Source organism: Thalassobacillus cyri (genome assembly GCF_900107755.1).
In the GTDB taxonomy this organism is placed as follows: domain Bacteria; phylum Bacillota; class Bacilli; order Bacillales; family Halobacillaceae; genus Thalassobacillus; species Thalassobacillus cyri.
This window is the reverse complement of sequence record NZ_FNQR01000007.1, coordinates 177,652-199,338: the sequence shown is the minus strand read 5'-3', so window position 1 is coordinate 199,338 and position 21,687 is coordinate 177,652. Positions and strand designations below refer to the sequence as shown.

Genomic DNA, 21,687 nt, shown 5'->3' with positions numbered 1-21,687 from the left:
TTGAAATTGTCATTTGCACTCTTTGTCTCCTATACGCCGACAAAACGATAGCCAGAATCCTGTTTCATTTTAAGGATTCTGGCTATCTGCTTCATTACACAGGCTCTGGCATATCATTTTCCGGCTGATCGGTTTCCTGGGTATCCTTGTCTATGGATAAGCGCTTCAAAGGCTGTTTAGCCGGACCTTCCATCACGTCCCCTTCAATGGAGAAGCGGGACCCGTGACATGGACAGTCCCAGCTGTGTTCGCCGCTGTTCCATTCGACTTCACAGCCCATGTGCGTACAGGTGGTATCGACAAGATAAACCTGGCCGTCTTCATCTTTATAGGCCCCGGCACGCTCGCCATTGTATTGAATGACACCGCCTTCCCCTTTTTTCAGTGCTTCGTGACTAAAACCGACTCGCTCTGATTTTCCTTCAAGAAGGTGACTGGCGACATTCAGGTTATTCGAGAAGAATTTCTTCAAGCTTGGGTCTGCCTGGAAGCGGGACGGGCTGAATAGTTCAGTGTAAGGGTTTTTCTTACCGGTAATCTGGTCCCGTAATAGCAAAGCCGCTGCTGTTCCTGAAGTCATCCCCCATTTTTTATAGCCGGTCGCCACATAAATATGGTCTTTATTCTTCGTTATTTGTCCAATGTAAGGAACTTTATCCAGGGTAAACAAATCCTGGGCGGACCATTGGAAGAGCTTCTTCTTGATCCCGAATGTTTCCGAAGCGAACTCTTCAAGTGCCCGGTAATGGAAATCAGTATCCACACCTTCCCCTGTACGGTGACTTTCTCCGCCGATCAGTAAGATTTCTTTCCCCTCGTAAGAGGATTTTCTGACCGAGCGGACAGGCTGGTCAACAGATAGATACATTCCACCGGCATACTCCTGCTCTGGCTCGATCGCAACTACGTAGGAACGGTCTGCATGCATGCGTGCAAAATAGAATCCTGTGCCATCATAAAAAGGGAAGTGGGAGCAGGAAACGATGTTGTCACATGACACTCGATGGCCATCTTTAGTCACTACACATAACTCCGGATCGCGTTCAACATCGACCGCTACAGTATTTTCATAAACCTTCCCGCCGTTTTTAATAAATTCATCTAATAAAAAGGATAGATATTTCAGCGGATGGAAATGAGACTGGTCTTTCATATACAATGCTTGTTGCACATCGACGTCGATAGAGACCTCATTCTTATATTCACAAGGGATTCCCAGTTCCTGGTAGGCTTGATACTCTTTGTCCAGCTTTCTTGTATAGTTGTCGGTAGTAGAGTAGATACAGGCATCCTCGGTTTGCAGGTTGCAGTCGATTTGGTTCTGCTTTACAGTACCTCTGATAAAACGGAGCGCTTCATCATTAGCTTTGTAATAAGCCAGGGCTCCCTCTTTACCAAAATGCTGCATCAATTCATAATAAATCAAATCATGCTGGGCGGTGATTTTGGCTGTTGTATGTCCGGTTGTACCATTCAATAACTCACTGCCCTCAAGCAGAGCTACATCACGACCTTCTTTGGCCAGCAGGTAAGCTGTAGTAATACCTGTAATTCCGCCCCCCACAATGACAACTTCAGCAGTAGCATCTTTTTCAAGGGGATCGAATTTCTTGAGTTTGGTATCTTCACGCCATAGGGGTTCAGGTTGTTCCCATTTTCTCGATTCTTTCATAAGAAATCCTCCTATTGATTTCATTTCTACTTAGGTTTACCAACTGTTTATTTTTCATGTGAAAAGGGATGGGAAGAAATCAAATAAGTTTATTGTAAACGCTTTCAAAAAGGGAGATTTTCACATATGATAAAAGAAGAGGGAGATTTTTCAAAAAGGGGAGAAGAAAAAAATGAACAAATCAAAACGATTTGAAACATCTGTAATCCATGCTGGATACGATTCAAAACAACACTTAGGAAGTCTTTCCACGCCGATTTTCCAAACGTCTACCTTCACTTTTGATTCTGCGGAACAAGGAGAAAGAAGGTTTGCAGGGGAGGAAGAAGGCTATATATATTCTCGTTTAGGAAATCCGACTGTTCGTGCGCTCGAAGAAAAAATCGCTGAACTGGAAGGCGGGGAAATGGGACTTGCGTTCAGCTCAGGGATGGCTGCTGTATCAGCTGTGCTGGTAGCATTGACAAAAGCAGATGACCATATCCTTTGCTCACAAGGGTTATACGGTTGTACATTTGGACTATTGAGTATGATGAAAGAGAAATATAATATTACAAGTGATTTCAGTTTAATGGAAACAGAAGAGGAGTTACGGAATAGAATTCAACCGAACACTGCCTGCATTTATATTGAAACACCGATCAATCCAACGATGCGCCTGCTGGATTTAGAGATGATTTCCCGTATAGCAAAAGAATACAATATACCAGTTGTCGTCGATAATACGTTTTCCACTCCGTATTTACAGCGGCCTCTCGAGCTTGGCTGCGATATCGTTATTCATAGTGCTACTAAATATATTGGCGGGCACGGCGATGTCATCGCTGGCCTTGTTGTGGCAAAAGAAGAATTTTTAAGCGAAGTAGCCATGACGACTCAAAAGGATATCGGCGGAGTGATGTCACCCTTTGATGCCTGGCTCCTGCTTAGAGGGTTGAAAACACTGCCAGTAAGGATGGATCGCCATTCCTTTAATGCAGAAAGGATTTTCAAAGAGATGGAGAAGCATTCTGGGATTAAACGGGTATATTATCCAGGTGATACGAACCATCCTGACTATTCCATCAAGGAAAAGCAAATGAAGCAGGGAGGAGGGCTTATCTCTTTTGAAATCGAAGGAAGTAAAGAGAATGCCCAAGAGTTACTGAACCTGTTATCTTTCATACAGATTGCTGTCAGTCTTGGGGACGCAGAAAGTTTGATCCAGCATCCGGCTACCATGACACATGCGGTCGTGCCAGAAGAGGAAAGGCTTAAAATGGGGATTACTGATCAAATGATACGTCTTTCTGTCGGATTGGAAGCATGGGAAGACATTTGGTCCGACCTGGAGCAGGCATTAAGTAAGTTACCAGCCGTAAAAGAAAAAATTAATAATTAAAAAACAACATCCGTCCTTGGAAAGTGAGTGATATTTCTCTACACCGGCCATAAAAAAGCAGGAACCAATCGGTTCCTGCTTTTTCTATTAACGAAGTGATTTTGGATTCAAGGCATCTTTGATACCTTCTCCGATAAAGTTAATGGATAAAATGGTAATGACCAAAGTCAAAGCTGGTGGAATCCAAATCCAAGGCATATTTTGCAGCACATCGGGTTCTCGTGATGCAGCCAGCATATTGCCCCAGCTTGGTGTCTCCGCAGGTACACCGAACCCAAGGTAGCTCAAACCTGATTCGACTACAATCATCGCTGCAAAGGTAAGGGTTGCCTGTACTATGATGGTAGACAATACGTTTGGAAGCAGGTGCTTCATGATTACCTTAGCAGGTCTGGAACCGATTGAGATGGCTGCGAGAATATATTCATTCTCTTTCTCAGATAGTATTTTACTTCGTACAAGACGTGCTACCCCGCCCCATCCGAGAACACTGATTACTGCGATAAGCACCGGAACACCGCCGAGCTTTCCGAAAAATACAGCGTTCAGGACGATGACGAATACGAGCAGGGGAAAGTTCAAAATGAAATCGGTGAATCGCATGAGTAAGGCATCGACAATGCCGCCAAAGAATCCTGCCAATGCACCGATCAAAGTTCCGAATGTAATGATCAGCAAGGTACAGGAGATGCCGACAAGCAAAGATACTCGCCCACCGTACAGCAGCCTGGTGAACACATCACGTCCGCTTTTATCTGTTCCGAACCAATGCTCGGACGATGGTGTCAGAGACATGGAACCTATATTTACTCTTGTGATATCGGCAGTAGTGATGTAGGGTGCCAGAAAAGAAAGGATAGAGACGGTCATCAAAAAGAATAGACTTACCATAGCCAGTTTATTCCGGAGAAATTTTCTTCTTGCGACTGCCCATGGTGACAATGACTTTTGGACTTTGATTTTAGTAATGGATGTATCATTGATTACTTCTGCCATGTTCAGCCCTCCTAGTCTACACGAATTCTTGGGTCGACAATTCCATATAACAGGTCAGCGATCATGTTCCCAAATAAAACGAGGAACGAGAACATCATGGTCAATGTCATCATTACGGGGTAATCACGGTTGTTGATAGAATCCAGAAAAAGCTGGCCGATACCCGGATAGGTGAATATCGCTTCTGTAATGATTGCACCACTGATCAAAGTGACGATGTCAAAACCTAAGAAGGTTATTAATGGAATTATCGAGTTCCTTAGAATATGTTTGTTGTAAATTTTAGTTTCTGGAGTACCCTTTGCACGGGCAGTCCGTACGTAATCCTTCCGGCTGCTCTCAATGATGTCATTCCGTAAGAACTGGGTATAACTGGCTGTACCAAGGGCCCCTAATACGATTGCCGGTAAAAATACATGGTGGAGCCTGCTTAGATAGTACTCAAAGGACCCATTTTGCAGAGTTATATCGACAGACCCACTGAAAGGGAACCAGCCCAATTTAAAGGAAAAGAAATAAATGGCAAAGACACCCGCAATGTAAGAGGGGACGGCCAAGCCGAGGTAATTGACTCCTCCGATTAAATTATCAGCTGTCGTGTAAGGTTTCCGGCCAGCATACATGCCCATAACGAATGCGAGGATATATGTAATGACTAGTGAGGTGATACCTAGAAAAAGCGTGTTCGGCATACGTTCACCGATAAGTTCAGCCACCGGCATTTTATAGCGTGTTGATTCACCGAAGTCTCCCTGCATAAAATTAGAAATCCATCTGCCATACTGTACATGAACCGGATCGTTAAGTCCTGCTTTTTCTCTCATTTCTTCTATATATTGAGGGTCAGTATTATTAGGATCAATTTCCCCACCGAAAGGATCCCCTGGCATAGATAATGCCAGGGAAAACACTACAATGGATATCAGGAGAAGCATCGGAATCATGCCTAAGATTCTACGCAAAGTATACTTTAACATGAGTATGCTCCTTATCTTTTTTCAGATTGACCAGAGGCTTATTCTGTCACAAACCACTCGTGTGCACTGTTGAAACCAGAAACGTCTAATGTCAAACCGCCAACGCGTTTGTTCATACCATAAATTTCTTGCAGCTCGGTAATGAATAGCATAGGAAGCTCTTCATTGACAATTTGCTGCCATTTGACATAAAGTTCTTTACGCTTTGCTTCGTCCGTTCCCACAATTTCCACGTCAAGCGCATCTTCCAAAAGCTGATCGCTTTCTTCATTTACCCAGCGAGGGTAGTTCCAAAGCTGGTCAGATTTCCAAAGACCGGATGGATCTGGGTCGGCACCATATCCCCAGCCGCCAAAGAAGGCTTCCATATTTTCGTTATCTTTTTCAACCATGTCGTAATACTGGTTGACTTCGATCATCTCAAGTGTGGATTTCAAGCCCACCTCTTCCCAATATTGGGTAAGGGCTTTGGCACGGGACTCAAATGTCGGGTTGCCAGTTGCATAGTGGGAGAAGTTGACAACAAACTCATCTCCATTAGGGTCTTCACGGAAACCATCATCATTTGTATCCACATAGCCAGCTTCATCCAGAATTTCTTTCGCTTTTTCAGGGTCATACGGATAGGTATTCAAATCATCGTTGTCAGCTGCAATCCAGTGAGCGGTAGGTACAGGGCGGTTAACAACATCGCCATAACCCCCGAAGAAAGCTTCAATCCATTCTTCACGGTTGATGGAGTGCATCATTGCTTGTCGAAGCTTTTTATCCGCATACTTTTCTTTTTGCTCGACGACTTCTTTCTTTTCATTATCAAATTTACCAAGCTTGAATCCTACATAGTAATAAGAAAGGCCAGGAGCGGTTACTAAATCAACGTTTTCCATAGCTTCCACGTCTTTACCGATCGTTGGATGGACACTTACAACGTCGATATCTCCGTTTTGCAGAGCGCCAGTAACGGCTGTACTGTCGACCACTTTAATAATGATTTTATCCAGCTTCGGCTTGCCTTGCCAGTAATCTTCATTGGCTACAAGCTCGACAGATTCACCAGATACCACTTTGTTGACTTTGAACGGACCAGTACCGATTGGTGTACGTCGTACAGGGTCAGAACCTTCCATGTCAGCGACTTCGATGCCTTCGAATGCTTTACGGTTCATCGGGTAAGTCCAAAGGTTCAACAGGTTATTAACGCGTGCTTTATCAAATGTGATTTTAATTTCATAGTCATTGATTACTTCAAGGCCAGAAATGGAATCAGCTTCTCCATTACGGAAAGCTTCTGCACCTTCAACCGTTTGGACATTTGTATAGCGAGGACCTTCGTAATCTGGATGAGCAAGGGTTTCCAAAGAGAATACCCAATCATGGACAGTCAGTTCATCACCATTGTGCCACTTAACGCCTTCTTGGAATTTGAAGGTGAAGACTTTATTATCTTCTGTTTCCCAGCTCGCAATATTAGGCTGTGGCTTCAACTCTTCATCAAAAGTGATCAGGTTGTCATCAAACAGACCAAGAACTTCCGCGTCCGTTTGGATGCCATACCAGTTCCAGTGGAACAGGCCTTCAGGCGCTGCATCAAGAGCGTAGACGATTGTTCCGCCTTCTTGAGCTGCTTTTTCGCCGCCTTCATTGCCTTCTGTTTCTTTTTTGTCATCTTCTGCTGCTCCAGCTTCATCCTCGCCATTGCTACAAGCAGCCATAAACAAAGACATGATCAGCAGCATGGCTGCCAGCCAATAAAAAGATTTCTTCTTTTGCATGTGGTTACCCCCTGTAATAGTTAATGAATGAATCAGATCAATCAACCAGAATGCACGCGACCTGGCGTCCTGGTTTCACCTCCTTCAATTCTGGCTTGATGGTGGAACATTTATCCACAGCCACCGGGCACCTTGTATGGAAAGGACACCCAGATGGAGGATTTTCAGGACTTGGTACGTCTCCTTCGAGCACGATTCGTTCCTTTTTCTTTTTAGGATTTGGTTCAGGAACAGCAGAGATCAATGCTTGCGTGTATGGGTGAAGCGGTTCTTCATAAATGGATTTCTTGTCTGCGATTTCTACGATATGACCGAGGTACATGATGCCGATTTTGTCACTCATATGTTTGACGACACTGAGGTCATGGGCAATAAAGAGGTAGGTCAAGTTGAAGTCGTCTTGAAGTTCATTCAGCAAATTCAACACTTGTGATTGTACGGATACATCAAGTGCGGACACTGGCTCGTCCGCTATGATCAGTTTCGGCTTAAGGGCAAGTGCCCGGGCGATGCCGATCCGCTGACGCTGACCACCGGAAAATTCATGTGCATACTTATAGTAAGCATCATCAGGTAATCCGACCCGGTTCAGTAATTCCATAACTTCCTGTTTGATTTCTTTCGCCTTTTTTCTGGGATAATAGTTTTTGATTGGCTCTGATACGATATCGCCGACCATCTGCATTGGGTTTAGAGATGCATAGGGATCCTGGAAGACCATTTGGAAATCTTTTCTGCGTTCTCTTAGCCGGCCACCACGGATTTTCGTAATATCTTCACCATTAAACACAATACTGCCACCGGTAGGTTTCAACAGCTTTAAAATGGTACGGCCAGCGGTAGATTTACCGCAGCCGGACTCTCCCACAAGTCCGAGTGTTTCCCCTTTTTTTAATGTGAAACTAACTCCATCAACAGCCTTGACATGTCCGACTGTTCGTCGGAAAAAGCCGCCTTTCACGGGATAATAGGTTTTTAAGTCTTTAACTTCTAATAATGTTTCATGGTTGGTAGGGAGGGGAGGTGACTGCTCCTTATGCTGAATATCTACAACGTTACTCATTTGGCTTTCATCCCTTCCTGCTCCCAGCTTGTCTCATAAAGGAGGCACTTCACGCCATGACCGGGGCTGCTTTCTCTTAATTGGGGGGTGATGCTTCGGCACTCATCCATCGCTTTTGGACAGCGATCTACGAACTTGCATCCCTGTCTCGGCATATTTTTCAGGGAAGGGACGATACCTTCGATTGAAGCCAGCACTTCTTCCTCCTGATCCATACGTGGAATAGATTGCATCAGAAGTTGCGTATAAGGATGCTTCGGGCTTTCAAATAAGGTGACCACATCCGTCTGCTCTACTACTTCTCCTGCATACATGACGATAACTTCATGACAGCTTTCGGCTACGACACCGAGGTCGTGTGTGATTAGGATGATTGACATATCATTTGTTGTTTGAAGTTCCTGTAGTAATTCGAGGATTTGCGCCTGGACGGTAACATCCAAAGCAGTGGTAGGCTCGTCAGCTATCAGCAATTTTGGTTCGCAGGCAATCGCCATTGCGATCATGACACGCTGACGCATTCCCCCGGATAGTTGGTGAGGGTATTCATCCACAACCTTTTCAGGGCGGGAAATTCCAACTTTATCAAGTAGATGGATAACCTTTTTACGAGCATCCTTTTTCGATATATTAAAATGATTATGTAAGGATTCTGATAACTGAAAACCGATGGTGAATACTGGGTTCAGAGAAGTCATTGGCTCCTGGAAGATCATTGCGATGTCTTTACCGCGTACTTTATTCATTTCTTTGTCATTTAATTTTTCCAGGTTTATTCCATTGAATTTTATATCTCCATTGCGAATCTTTCCGATTCCTTTAGGCAAAAGTTTCATGATGGATAAGGACATCACGCTTTTTCCACAGCCAGACTCGCCTACCACACCAATTACCTGCTTGGGTTTCACCTGGAAACTGACATTATCTACGGCATTATGCCATTCTCCGTCAATTTCAAAGGCGGTCTCCAGGTTGTTTACTTCCAGCAAAGGCGGTTGGGACTGAAGATCTGTAAAGTTATTCATAATACACCCCTGTTTAAATTTTCAGTAAATTATTACTATTTGTGTAACATCATATCCAAATAAATATGGAACGTCAATCCTTTTTTACAATTACTTTACAAAAATTGAAAAATATTAATAATAATATATTTTGATTTTGATTGAGGGGAATGATTGTTACTTTTATAGGGTAATAAAAGATATATATTTAAGAAGTTTATGAGCGGATTTTACACTCAGTCCATGGTTTTTTTATTGATTTTCATATTGATAATTAGAAAGGATGAAATTGATGTTTAAAAACCTTTTTAAAAAAGGCAGTAGTGAAGTGAAAGTTATTGCCCCTGTCGATGGAAAGGTCGTCGACCTAAGTGAAGTTCCTGATCCGGTATTCGCCGAAAGGATGATGGGCGAAGGTGTGGCGATTGAGCCGACCGATGGAACAGTGGTAAGTCCTGTGGATGGAGAAATCGTCCAAATTTTTCATACCAATCATGCTGTTGGAATAAAGACGAAAACCGGGGTCGAAGTCCTGGTTCATATCGGCTTAGAAACCGTCAGTATGGAAGGGGAAGGCTTTGAAGGGTACGTGAAGGCAGGAGATAAAGTGAAAACCGGGGACAAGTTAATAACGTTTGACATGGACCTTGTGAAGGAAAGAGCAAAGAGTACGATAACTCCTGTAATCATTACTAATTACAATGAAGTCGCTGACCAGATGGACCGCCACACCATAGAGGAAGCTGTTCGTGGGGACACACTAATTATGACCATACAAATCAAGTAGGCTATCGTGAGAGGGAGATGACTGTGAGGATTGAACGAGTGCTTAATGAGGATATCGTCATTACTTCATTTAAAGATCAAAAAAAATTTGTAATAGGAGCAGGGATCGCTGCAAATAAAAGAAATGGAGACCCGATCTATGATAATGAAATTGACAAGGTAATTGATATGAATGATGATACCGAACAGTATGAGGAGTTTCTTCATATGGTACCGCAAAAGATCATTCGCCTGACAGAAGATATCATTACGCATGCAGAAGATTTTTTACAGACAAAGTTGAGTGATTCTGTTCATTTAGAACTAGCGGATCACCTATCCTTTTTATTAAGCGATCCACCTAAACATGTAACGATTCAAAATGGCTTAATAGAAGAAATAAGTATATTATATGCCAAAGAATTTCAAGTTGGGTTATGGGCAATACGCACGATTAAAGAGAGGCTTGATCGTGAACTGCCGGAAGGAGAGGCCGGGCATATCGCCATTTTCATTCATAGTGGAAGATGGATGCATGAGGGCACCGGTGAATCCGTAAAACAAGTAGTTATCATTCGTGATCTTATTTGGAGGATAGAGAAATATTATAAGAAGGTTTTATCCAAAGATAATGTTGCCTATCAGCATTTAGTGACCCATTTGAATCGTGCGATACAAAGGACGACAGAGCAATCAGAATTTAACATGGTGGACAAGAACATGTTAGTGATGATCCAGGAAAAATACGAAAAAGCTTACCAGTGTGCCGTAGATATGACTACGTATCTGTCAGAGAAATGTGACATCCATTTCCCATCCTCGGAAATCGGTTATTTAACCTTGCATATCCACCGGGCAGCCAAAGCTTAGACTTATGAATAAGCGTTGTTGCTATTCCTGTACCAATGCATGTTTATGATAAAATAAGTATAAGATAACCGGACAGGAAAGGAAGAGAGAGCATGGTGAAAGATCAAAAAAAACCGAAAGCTTCCGAGCGGCGTGAGGATATTCTGGTACTGCTTAAAAACAGTGAAAAACCGATTACGGGAAGCGAACTCGCTGCGGAGATGGAAGTGTCACGACAAGTGATTGTTGGAGATGTTTCATTATTGAAAGCTAAGAATGAACCAATTGTAGCGACAAGCCAGGGATATATCTACATGATGGACCGTATAGATACACCTCCAGTTGAACGCACAATCGCTGTAAAGCATACGCCTGACCAAACGGAAAAAGAATTGACTATTCTGGTTGATCATGGGGTGTTCATTAAAGATGTAACGGTGGAACACCCGGTCTATGGTGACTTGACCGCTTCCGTTTTGGTTTGGAATCGCAGGGACGTACAGAAATTCTTAGATAATATCAGAGAGACGAAAGCATCGTTCCTGTCAGAGTTGACCGATGGCATTCATATGCATACGGTAGCAGCTGAAAGCGAAGAAGCTTTGGATGAAGCGGTAGAAGCATTGAAAAAAGAAGGCATCTTATTAAAATCATGAGGCAAATGCAACCACAACGAATAAGATAAGGAAGAGATATGAAAGCATGGCGTATCTCTTCCTTCGATTTTTTTGAATGAAGATATATATGCTATATTTTAGTCAGCGCTATTTTTTAGTCGAGGAAGGGTGAGGTAGATGCTGGACTTTGCAATGGCCCCTTATCTATTCAGTGTAACGATTGTCATCAACGTTTTACTGGCATTTGCCATCATCTTCTTAGAACGGCGGGATGCCAGCGCCACCTGGGCCTGGTTGATGGTGTTATTATTCATTCCTGTCGGGGGGTTTTTACTATATTTAATTTTTGGAAGAAGGCTGAGTAAAAAAGAGATATTCACATGGGATAAAAAGAACAGGCTTGGGCTGTTAGCCGCAGTTCAGGATCAGCTTCGCTCGATTGAACAAGATACATTGAAATTGGATCATACGGAACTTGAAACTTTCGAAGACTTATTTTACTTACACTTAAAAAATAACGACGCTCTATTAACGAAAGATAACCAGGTTGAAATATTTACTGACGGGCAAGAAAAATTTCATGCTTTGATTGAGGATATTGAAAATGCGAAGGAACATGTCCACCTGCTTTATTACATCATACGGGATGACCAGCTTGGGCAGCGATTATCTGAAGTTCTCATCAAAAAAGTCAAACAAGGTGTTAAAGTTCGTGTGTTATTTGATGACATGGGCTCAAGGACATTAAGCAGAAAATTCGTCAGAAGACTAGAAAAGGCCGGCGTTGAAGTAGAGGCTTTCTTCCCTGCATTGATACCTAAGTTGAATATGAAAATCAACTACAGAAACCACCGAAAACTTGCAATCATTGATGGCAAAATCGGATATATCGGCGGGTTTAATATCGGAGACGAATACCTTGGCTTCAACAAAAGGTTCGGTTATTGGCGGGATACCCACTTAAGAGTAGAAGGCGGCGCCGTGCATAACATGCAGACCCGTTTCATTCTTGATTGGAATCATGCCTCCAGGCAGGATATCAGTTATGAAGACCGGTATTACCAGGCTGAGCCTAAGGGAGATGTCGCTATGCAGATCGTTTCCAGCGGTCCAGATTCGGAATGGGAACAAATAAAGCATGGCTATATTAAAATGATTCTCTCAGCAAAAGATTCCGTCTATATCCAGACACCATACTTTATTCCGGATGACAGTCTCTTAGATGCTGTGCGAATTGCATCCCTGTCTGGTGTGGATGTCAGGGTGATGATTCCGCGGATGCCTGATCATCCCTTTGTATATTGGGCGACCTATTCGAATGTCGGAGATTTATTAGAGGCCGGGGCAAAGATTTATATTTATCAGAAAGGCTTTTTACACGCTAAAACGATTGTGGTAGATGGAAAGATTGCCTCTGTCGGAACTGCTAACATTGATGTTCGGAGTTTCAGGTTAAATTTCGAAGTGAATGCGTTCCTTTATCACCCGGATTTAGCGAAAGAACTGGAGGATAGTTTCCTGGATGATGTCATCGATTCAACCCAGCTGACAATTCAACTTTATAAACACCGATCGAAGTGGATACGTTTCAAGGAATCCATCGCCAGATTATTATCACCAATCCTTTAATTTTTAGCTCTGTTAACTCTCAGTTTCGAGATAGTGAGGTCTGTTACCATGAGAAGATTGGGATGGGCTGGGAAACAACTCCCTTTCCAGCTTCATCGCCTAGACACTCGCGACATAAGCAGTCCATCAACGGGAAGAAAGAGCCCTTCCCTTTTGCTGTTCTGCTTATGCGTGTCGTGTCTCCCAAGGCGATTACGCATTCATTTCTTTCCTGCGGAGGACCTGGGCAAGCTTCCCCGGGCTAAAGCCCTTCCCATCCAGCCAGTTTTGTATTAAAAGGACCCTTCAAAAAGAGAATTGTGCACAACAAAAAATTCATCCTGAAGCATTTATAGAGGATATAAAGGGGCAGAAATCTTCTTCCAAATATCATGGGCTGTATTCCCCGCAAGTGTGATTTCGAGAACTTCCTATGGCAAAGGGCGTAGGGGAACTGCGAGACTCCTCGAAAATGCTACGCATTTCCTTCGTGCGTGGGTTAAGTCAAGTTGAAAATGCAAAGTCCTGTGGGAAATGCGTGTTAGATGAGACCCCACAGAGCGTCAGCTCGAGGAGGCTCATCACTCGCCCACGGAAAGCGAGTTGTTCCCCAACGCCCTTACCCTCTTACAATACCTCGCAATCGAGTCTTCCATTATACGGCCCTATAATAGAAGATTTTGCATTAGAAAAAATGTTAAATGTACGGGAATTCATGTTTTCATGCCACTAAAAAAGCCTGCACCTTTCTGGCAATCAAGGTGCAGGCTCTTTTATATATTTAGGGGGGAGGTTGTTTCACGCTGTTTTACTGTGCTGATAATTCTAAATTGGATTTAATTTTTTCACCATTTCGATAGACTGTCAATTCTACTTCCTGGCCTTTTTCAGCTTCTTTATAAAGGTATTGACGCAAGTCTACCAGGGATTCAATTTTATTTCCCTCGATTTCCGTGATGATGTCGTTCTGTTCAAGTCCGGCTTTTGCTGCAGGTGACCCGGTCTTGACACCACCGACAATGACACCGTGCTGAACATCTGGAGGGAGATTCAATTGGTCGGTGAGGATATTAGCAGGTATCTGCCGCACATCCTGCAAGGAAACTCCCATATAAGGACGTTTCACTTCACCGTTAGTTTCTAAATCCTTAATGACCGGCTTCGCCACATCCATAGGAATGGAAAAGCCTAATCCTTCCACTTCATTTTTAGCGATTTTCATCGTGTTAATGCCGATTACCTCGCCTTGAAGATTAATGAGTGCGCCACCGCTATTACCAGGGTTGATGGCAGCATCTGTCTGAATAACTTCTGTCTGCCAATCTTGTTGACCATCTTTGTTAATATCGACCGGAATGTTACGGTTCAATCCACTGATGATACCCTTTGTGGCTGACCCGGCGAATTCCATTCCAAGCGGGTTGCCGATGGCAATGGCTGTTTGCCCTACTTCTACGTCTTCCGCTTTGCCTAATTCGGCAACCTGCTTGACGTGTTGATCATTTATTTTTAAAACGGCAAGGTCAGTTAACGGGTCGCTTCCTTCAAGTTCAGCTTCAATCTTTGTACCGTCATTCAAAATCACTTCCAGTTGACTCGCACCCTCAACTACGTGATGATTGGTGACGATATAGGCTTTCCCATCTTCTTTTTTGTAGATGACCCCTGAACCTGTACCGGATTTTTGTGACATCGGGCTGCTTTGTTTTATATTAGAGATTCCGACAACAGCTCCTCCAGCTTTTTCAACAGCCTGGGTAACGGGTTCTTTTTCTTTCCCGATATTCAACTCATTGGCTTGGGCTGTCGGCTGTTCTGTATTGATGTTAATGGAAATGCCTTTCCATTGAAATATAGTGGTAACGAGAAAAAGAGCTGCTATCGCCCCGAAAACTCCATAAGCAAAATAGGCGCGTTTTTTTCTACGCCTTTGCTGTTGTTGCTCTGTAGTCATATAAACAGGACCCCTTTAAAATGATATTTCCTAACCTGGACAATTATCAGTTTACGTTTCAGGTTTGGCACGAGATTGGAGAAAATGTGGAATAAATGTGTAAAATGAGAAAGAAGAGGAACTACACCCTATCAATTATGGGAATATAGAATCAGACAGGTGGGGAAGGAGGATTTAATGTGAAACAAACAATTGGAATTGTTGAAGATGACCCGAATATCCGTGATATCGTCAAAGCTTATTTGGAGAAAGGTGGCTACCATGTGAACGAGATGGAATCTGCAGAAGCAGCCTGGGAATTATTCCAACAGGCTCCACCTGATCTATGGGTACTCGATATCATGCTGCCAGGGATGGATGGGTATGAATTTTGTAAACAGGTGCGGCAAAGCTCACAAGTCCCCATCATCATCATTTCTGCTAAAGATGAGGAGATCGACCGGATATTAGGGCTGGAACTCGGAGGGGACGATTATTTGACCAAGCCCTTCAGTCCACGGGAATTGGTGGCCAGAGTAAAAAGGCAGCTGACACGTTGGGAAGCGATGAATAAAGCTGCTTTTCCAGCGGATAAGGAAATCCTTCAAGTGGAAGGATTGATACTTTATATGGAGGAACGGCGTGCTTTTTGGAATGAGGAAGAGGTGGAAGTGACTGCTAAAGAGTTCGATATGCTGAAGTTGCTTGCACAAAATCCCAACCGTGCTTTTTCTCGCGAGGAATTATTAGTAAAAGTATGGGGTGAAGATTACTTCGGCAGCGATCGTGCTGTAGACGATCTGGTAAAACGATTAAGAAAAAAGCTGGTCGATATTCCTTTAGAAACGGTTTGGGGCTACGGATACCGGCTTAGGGAAGATGGCGTGGAATCATGAAGCTGCTCCATCAGCTTAATGTTGCATTCACAACATTAATTATCATCGTCATGTCGATTACTGCTTTTATCCTTTATTCGCTGATTCTTAATATGCTGATTGAAGATGAAAAGCGGCAGCTGGAAGGTAGAGGGGAATTGTTGATAGAGTTACTAAATGAAGAAGATAGCCCTCTAAAAGTGAATCAATTATCCCAGCTTTTAAGGGATAGTGAATTCCGTGTGTTGATGTTCGACCGCAGCAAGCGGGAGATCCTGTTTTCTACTTTACCACCAGAAACTGCTGCTGCCTGGGCAAGTCAATATGACGATACTTTACATGAGGAAGATCTATGGGAAAGCCAGGGACAAGACTTTGTCGTCTACGATTTCGCCTTCACCCCTCAGGCAGATGGTGTCATCTTAGTATTAGCTACGCCGCTGAGAGACTTGCAGGCTGTCCAAACGATGTTTGCGTGGCGGATGATCTTCGTATTGTTCATTGGCTTGCTGCTGGCGGTAGCCATCAGTCATTTTATGAACCGGAGACTAGTGACTCCGTTGATCCGGTTGAAAACAGAACTTAAGAAGATTGAGCACCGCAAATTCCAGGAACTAAAACCGGTGAAAGCGAGTGGAGAAATTGAAGAGGTCGAACATAGTGTCCGAACCATGGCTGCTGAGTTAGAGAATTATATCCGCACCCAGAAACAGTTCTTCCAAAACGCTTCCCACGAATTGAAAACACCGTTGATGTCGATTCAGGGTTATGCTGAAGGAATCCGTGATGGAGTGTTCGAAGGGGAGGCGGCAGATAAAGGATTGTCTGTCATGATCAAGGAAACGGAAAGGTTGAAGAAGATTGTTAATGAAATGATTTTATTGGCTAAACTGGATAGTGATGAAAATGTCTATCATCCGGAAAATATGGATATTGATGAGTTGATTGAACAAGCCAAAGAAGGGCTGTACCCGCTCGCCAGAGAAAAGGGAATAGAGCTTGATTATGAACAGACAGTATCGTACAACCTATATGTAGATCCCGAGAAAGTAATGCAAGCCCTGATTAATATTATTGCTAATGGTATCCGTCATGCCGAATCCAATGTGCAAATAAACACCAGGGAAACAGCAGATCATATCATAATTGCAATTAAGGATGATGGCATTGGTATTTCTGAAGAAATTCTCCCTCAGTTATTTGAACGATTTATCAAAGGGAAAGAAGGAGAGACCGGACTTGGTCTAGCTATTTCTAGAGCGATCATTGAACGGAGTGGAGGAAAGATTGTCGCACAAAATAATAAGGATGCCAAAGGGACGACTTTTAAAATTCTGCTTCCAAAGCCGACTATACCACATGAGCACTAAAGGAGAGAATGTAATGGAAACGAAAGCATGTATTGATTCATTGACAGTAAAGAACTCACACGTCCTTCCACCGGACACGAATAGCCACGGGACATTATTCGGAGGAAAATTAATGGCTTATATCGATGATGTGGCAGCGATATCCGCTACGCGTCATTGCCGAAAGCCAGTGGTGACAGCCTCCATTGACTCTGTCGACTTTTTAGAACCCGTCTTTGAAGGGGATACCATCTGTCTCGTCAGCTATGTAACATGGACCCATAATACATCGATGGAAGTATTCGTAAAGGCGATAACTGAAAATTTATTGAGCGGTGAGCGAAAGGTATGTACTACTGCCTTTGTCTCAATGGTAGCTGTTGATGAAAATAACCGGCCTACACCAGTTTCTCCTGTACGCCCGGAATCAGATGAAGAAAAATGGCTGCACGCAGGTGCCCCGGATCGTCATGCACAAAGAAAGAAACGAAGCAAAGAATCGAAAGAACTAGCCAAAAAATTTGGGACAGCCTTCCCTTGGAAAGAATAAAAAAACGAGCTGACATTCTTTTATAAAGGCTGGGTTAAAGAATTAAAGGTGGGTAAAGAGATAACCAGATGCACAGCGGCCGCGTCTGGTTTTTCTTATTTTGGTTCTCTTAAACTTCCGTGTAAATTTACAGTTAAGCCCCCTTTTATTGAAGACTCAGTATCGAGATAGTGGAATCCGTTACCATGAGAGGAGTGGGAAGGTCTGGGAAACAACTCGCTTTCCAGCTTCATCGCCTAGACACTCGCGACATAAGCAGTCCATCAACGGGAAGAAAGAGCCCTTCCCTTTTGCTGTTCTGCTTATGCGTGTCGTGTCTCCCAAGGCGATTACGCATTCATTTCTTTCCTGCGGGGGATCTGGCAAGCTTACTCGGACTAAAGCCCTACCGGATCCCGCCTATTCCCTGCCCATCCAGCCAGTTTTGTAATAAACGTCCCCTTTAAAAAGAGAAAGAGTGTATAGCTGAAACTGAAACCTTCACCTTGAGGCATTTACAAAGAAGGTAGTGGGCACATAGTCTTCTTTCTATCATCATGGGGCAGTTTACCACAAGTGTGATTTCGAGAATTTCCTATGGGAAGGTACGGTGGGGAACGGCGAGACTCCTGCGGGATGAAAATGACAGGTGAGACCCCGGAAGACGAAGTCTGAGGAGGCTCAGCGCATGCCCGCGGAAAGGGAGTCGTTCCCCACGGACCCTTATTCAGACAAACATCTCGAAATCAAGTCTTCGACTTTTCGGCCCTTTAGTTGAATATGCCTCTTATGGAAAATCAACCCCAGCTTTTAACAGAGCCATTATTTTTACGAAAATATCTCCATTTCAGAGTCAGCAGTAGAATAGCATTCTGCCAATTCTTCTTGATAAGAAACTCTAGGGTTTCAATGTTATAATAGAGCAAGCTTAACAATAAGGGTGATAGACATGAGTCTTTTGCAAGTGGAAAATTTGACGAAAACCTATGGGGAGAAGACCCTGTTTGAAAATATATCGTTTACCATAGACCAGCAACAGCGGATCGGTTTGATAGGAGTCAATGGAACAGGTAAATCGACTTTGCTGAAGGTGCTCGCTGGTCTGGATTCAAAAGAGTCAGGGGAGTTAAAGCATGCCAAGGATTTTCGAATTGAATATCTGCATCAGGAACCAAAGCTCAATTCAGAATTGACTGTATTGGAGCAGATATATTTTGGGGATTCTGAAATTATGAAAACGATGCGGGCCTATGAACAATCTTTGCAATCCCTGGAAAAGGAACCGGAAAATACAAGCTTTCAAGAACAGCTGCTAAAGAACCAGCAGCAAATGGATGAAAATGATGCATGGGAAGCAAATACGGCAGCTAAGACGATCCTCACAAAACTAGGGGTTGAAACCTTTGATAAAAAGGCGGGTGAGTTGTCAGGCGGCCAAAAAAAGCGAGTCGCCATTGCCAGGGCGCTGATTCAACCAGCAGATTTGTTGATTTTGGACGAACCTACCAACCATCTGGATAACGAAACCATTGAGTGGCTGGAGGAGTTCCTTTCCCAGTACAAAGGGGCTTTGATTGTCGTTACTCACGACCGGTACTTTTTGAACAGAGTAACTAACCTAATCTATGAGCTTGATCGGGGCAGCCTCTATGTATATGAAGGTAATTATGAAACTTACTTGGAAAAAAAGGCTGAGAGGGATGAGCAGGAACGGGTTTCAGAGGAAAAAAGACAGAACACGCTCCGCCGGGAATTAGCATGGTTAAGGCGTGGTGCGAAAGCGCGGACGACTAAGCAGAAGGCCCGTAAACAGCGAGTCGAATCATTACAAAATCAATCAGGTCCGCGTGCGGAACAGAATATGGATATTGCAATTGGTTCGAACCGGTTAGGCAAGAAAGTGATTGAGCTGGAAGAGATAACAAAAAAGGTTGCGGGAGAAACGTTGATTGCTGACTTCAGTTATTTAGTGGTTCCTGAAGAACGCTTGGGAATTATAGGGCCTAATGGAAGTGGTAAGACTACACTATTGAATATTATGGCACAGCGGATTGAACCTGATAAAGGAATCATTGATATCGGAGAGACAGTGAAAATCGGCTATTATACACAGGATCATCAAGAAATCGATGACAGTCTGAAAGTGGTCGAATACATCAAACAAGTAGCAGAAGTAATCACTACTGCTGATGGACAGGAGATCACTGCTGAGCAAATGCTGGAGCGATTCTTGTTCCCTAGGTCTCAGCAATGGACCTACATCAGGAAACTCTCTGGTGGAGAACGCCGTCGTCTTTATTTATTGCGTGTGCTCATGCAAGAACCTAACGTTCTCTTTTTAGATGAGCCTACCAATGATCTGGATACGAAAACGCTGAGTATCCTGGAAGAATATCTTGATCATTTCCCAGGTGCTGTAATTGCGGTTTCCCACGATCGGTATTTCCTCGACAGAATAGCAGACCGATTAATCGCCTTCGAAGGCAAAGGGGTAATCAGAAAATTCCATGGAAATTATAGTGAATATATGGATGAAAAGAAACAAGCGGAACGTGTTCAGGCTGCCGAAAAGAAGCAGCATTCGGCTAAGGCTGTGGAAAAAATGGCACGGCGTAAGCGGAAGCTTTCTTATCATGAACAAAAAGAATGGGAAGGTATTGAAGATAAAATAGCAGGCCTTGAAGAAAAAATAGAAGAAATACAAATATCCATTGCTGAGGCAGGAAGTGATCTCGGCAAGGTCCAGGATCTATATAAGGAACAGGAAAGTCTAGAGGGTGAACTGGAGCAGGCGATGGACAGGTGGGAGGAATTATCCTTATTGGTAGAAGCATTAGAAAATAAATAAATGTAAAAAATTCCGCGGTGTTATGCTGCGGATTTTTTTGTTTGTTCAGACAATATATGGAATAATAAGAATGAAAAAATCATAAAAGAGAGAGGGAGTTAAAGATGCCAGAACAGCAAATGTTAGAAAAGTATGCAGAGTTGGCGTTAAAAACAGGTGTCAACTTGCAAAAAGGCCAAATGTTGATGATCAATTCAACGATTGAAGGAGCAGAATTCACACGAATTGTAGTTCGTAAAGCTTATGAAATGGGGGCCAAAACGGTACATATCAACTGGGCTGATGATGCCATTACGAGGAAAAAGTACGAGTATGAGTCAAAAGAAACTCTATCTGAAGTTCCTCAATGGAAAGTCGATATGTATGATTACTTCGCGGAAGGGGGAGCGGCTATTTTATCCATCCGCTCAACCGATCCGGATTTATTGCAAGGAATAGATGGGGAAAAAATTGCCGCAGTTAATAAAGCAGGAGCACAGGCAATGAAAAACTTCCGCAGCTTTACAATGAATGACCGCATCCAGTGGTCAATCGTTTCTATTCCAATCACTACCTGGGCGCAAAAGATATTTCCTGAAGCTGGTGAAGAGGAAGCAGTCACCAAGTTATGGGAACAGATTTTTAAAATTGTCCGTGTCGACAAAGAAAATCCTGTTGCTGCCTGGGAAGAGCACAACAGTATCCTGGCGCAAGCCCGTGATTTCTTAAACCGTAAAAAATATAAAAAACTCATTTATAAAGCCCCAGGAACGGACTTGGAAGTTGAACTTCCCGAAGGTCATATCTGGAAGGGAGGAGCGTCCAGGACGGAAAAAGAGGGGATTTCTTTCAATGCCAACATGCCGACCGAAGAAGTGTTCACTGTTCCTCATAAATATGGGGTCAATGGCCAGGTTTCCAGCACAAAGCCTTTGAATTATGGAGGGAACTTGATTGATGACTTTACCTTAACGTTTAAAGACGGAAAAGTTGTTGATTATAAAGCGGAACAAGGCGAAGCGACACTGAAGCATCTATTGGACACAGATGAAGGATCCACTCGTCTTGGTGAAATGGCACTCGTACCGAATGAATCGCCAATTTCCCAATCCGGATTAATTTTCTACAATACGCTCTATGATGAAAATGCTTCCTGCCATTTGGCTTTAGGTAAAGCATATCCAAACAGTTTAGAAGGCGGATCAAATATGAATGAAGAAGAGCTTGATAAGCATGGGGTCAATGATAGCTTGTCCCATGTTGACTTCATGATGGGCTCTGGGGAATTGGATATTGACGGTGTGTTAGAAGATGGTACCACCGAGGCGGTCATGCGTAAAGGAAGCTGGGCCATAAAATTTGATTAGGTTGATAGACAAATGTCGGATAGCATCCGGCATTTTCTTTTTGAGCAGGCTTTATAATACGGCTTTGTAGATTATGACGTAGAAAATAGGAGGTTATTTAAGA

Annotated in this window: 17 protein-coding genes; 10 read left to right on the top strand and 7 right to left on the bottom strand. The window is 43.3% G+C overall.

What is annotated here, in order from left to right; all coding sequences use genetic code 11:
- Positions 1-94: 94 nt before the first annotated feature.
- Positions 95-1,672: an FAD-dependent oxidoreductase gene (locus BLV00_RS10695; RefSeq protein ID WP_093044967.1), complete on the bottom strand. Its 1,578-nt coding sequence runs from the start codon at positions 1,670-1,672 to the stop codon at positions 95-97.
- Positions 1,673-1,844: 172 nt separating this feature from the next.
- On the opposite strand from BLV00_RS10695, the gene megL reads away from it, so the two are divergent.
- The gene (megL, locus tag BLV00_RS10690; RefSeq protein ID WP_093044966.1) at positions 1,845-3,053 is read left to right on the top strand and encodes a methionine gamma-lyase; all 1,209 of its coding nucleotides are present in this window, start codon (positions 1,845-1,847) and stop codon (positions 3,051-3,053) included.
- Between the two features lie 87 nt (positions 3,054-3,140).
- Here megL and opp4C read toward each other — a convergent pair whose 3' ends face one another.
- The 5 genes from opp4C to BLV00_RS10665 are packed head-to-tail and all read right to left on the bottom strand — an operon-like array spanning position 3,141 to position 8,886.
- Positions 3,141-4,049, bottom strand: coding sequence for an oligopeptide ABC transporter permease (gene opp4C / locus BLV00_RS10685; RefSeq protein ID WP_093044965.1), 909 nt, complete (start codon positions 4,047-4,049; stop codon positions 3,141-3,143).
- A gap of 11 nt (positions 4,050-4,060) precedes the next feature.
- Positions 4,061-5,026: an oligopeptide ABC transporter permease gene (gene opp4B, locus BLV00_RS10680; RefSeq protein WP_093044964.1), complete on the bottom strand. Its 966-nt coding sequence runs from the start codon at positions 5,024-5,026 to the stop codon at positions 4,061-4,063.
- Between the two features lie 38 nt (positions 5,027-5,064).
- Positions 5,065-6,798, bottom strand: a complete 1,734-nt coding sequence (opp4A, locus tag BLV00_RS10675; RefSeq protein WP_093044963.1) for an oligopeptide ABC transporter substrate-binding protein — start codon at positions 6,796-6,798, stop codon at positions 5,065-5,067.
- A gap of 37 nt (positions 6,799-6,835) precedes the next feature.
- A complete protein-coding gene (locus BLV00_RS10670) occupies positions 6,836-7,861 on the bottom strand; it encodes an ABC transporter ATP-binding protein (protein ID WP_093044962.1) in 1,026 nt (341 codons plus the stop codon).
- Positions 7,858-8,886: an ABC transporter ATP-binding protein gene (locus tag BLV00_RS10665; protein WP_093044961.1), complete on the bottom strand. Its 1,029-nt coding sequence runs from the start codon at positions 8,884-8,886 to the stop codon at positions 7,858-7,860. The genes BLV00_RS10670 and BLV00_RS10665 overlap by 4 nt, the downstream gene beginning before the upstream one ends.
- A 271-nt stretch (positions 8,887-9,157) precedes the next feature.
- Here BLV00_RS10665 and BLV00_RS10660 point away from each other — a divergent pair, with 271 nt between their 5' ends.
- From BLV00_RS10660 to cls, 4 genes are all read left to right on the top strand, one after another.
- Positions 9,158-9,652: a PTS sugar transporter subunit IIA gene (locus BLV00_RS10660; RefSeq protein ID WP_093044960.1), complete on the top strand. Its 495-nt coding sequence runs from the start codon at positions 9,158-9,160 to the stop codon at positions 9,650-9,652.
- Between the two features lie 23 nt (positions 9,653-9,675).
- Positions 9,676-10,500: a PRD domain-containing protein gene (locus tag BLV00_RS10655; protein WP_176791457.1), complete on the top strand. Its 825-nt coding sequence runs from the start codon at positions 9,676-9,678 to the stop codon at positions 10,498-10,500.
- A 92-nt stretch (positions 10,501-10,592) separates the two neighbouring features.
- Positions 10,593-11,135, top strand: coding sequence for a transcription repressor NadR (locus tag BLV00_RS10650; RefSeq protein WP_176791455.1), 543 nt, complete (start codon positions 10,593-10,595; stop codon positions 11,133-11,135).
- 138 nt (positions 11,136-11,273) lie between these two features.
- Complete coding sequence (gene cls / locus BLV00_RS10645; RefSeq protein ID WP_245728942.1) at positions 11,274-12,725, top strand: cardiolipin synthase; 1,452 nt, start codon at positions 11,274-11,276, stop codon at positions 12,723-12,725.
- Positions 12,726-13,512: 787 nt separating this feature from the next.
- Here the strand turns inward: cls and BLV00_RS10640 are convergent.
- Positions 13,513-14,658, bottom strand: a complete 1,146-nt coding sequence (locus BLV00_RS10640; RefSeq protein WP_093044958.1) for a S1C family serine protease — start codon at positions 14,656-14,658, stop codon at positions 13,513-13,515.
- Between the two features lie 179 nt (positions 14,659-14,837).
- Between BLV00_RS10640 and BLV00_RS10635 the strand changes: the two genes are divergently transcribed.
- The 5 genes from BLV00_RS10635 (at position 14,838) to BLV00_RS10615 (ending at position 21,584) form a co-directional block, all read left to right on the top strand.
- Positions 14,838-15,533 carry a response regulator transcription factor gene (locus BLV00_RS10635; RefSeq protein ID WP_093044957.1) on the top strand — a complete coding sequence of 232 codons (696 nt, stop codon included), beginning with the start codon at positions 14,838-14,840 and terminating at the stop codon, positions 15,531-15,533.
- A complete protein-coding gene (locus BLV00_RS10630) occupies positions 15,530-16,882 on the top strand; it encodes a sensor histidine kinase (RefSeq protein ID WP_093044956.1) in 1,353 nt (450 codons plus the stop codon). The genes BLV00_RS10635 and BLV00_RS10630 overlap by 4 nt, the downstream gene beginning before the upstream one ends.
- 13 nt (positions 16,883-16,895) lie before the next feature.
- Positions 16,896-17,411 (top strand): acyl-CoA thioesterase, encoded by a 516-nt coding sequence (locus tag BLV00_RS10625; protein ID WP_093044955.1) that lies wholly within the window; start codon positions 16,896-16,898, stop codon positions 17,409-17,411.
- A 928-nt stretch (positions 17,412-18,339) separates the two neighbouring features.
- A complete protein-coding gene (locus BLV00_RS10620; protein ID WP_093044954.1) occupies positions 18,340-20,238 on the top strand; it encodes an ABC-F family ATP-binding cassette domain-containing protein in 1,899 nt (632 codons plus the stop codon).
- Between the two features lie 104 nt (positions 20,239-20,342).
- Entirely contained in the window at positions 20,343-21,584 is a 1,242-nt protein-coding gene (locus BLV00_RS10615) for an aminopeptidase (RefSeq protein WP_093044953.1), read from the top strand.
- Positions 21,585-21,687: the final 103 nt, after the last annotated feature.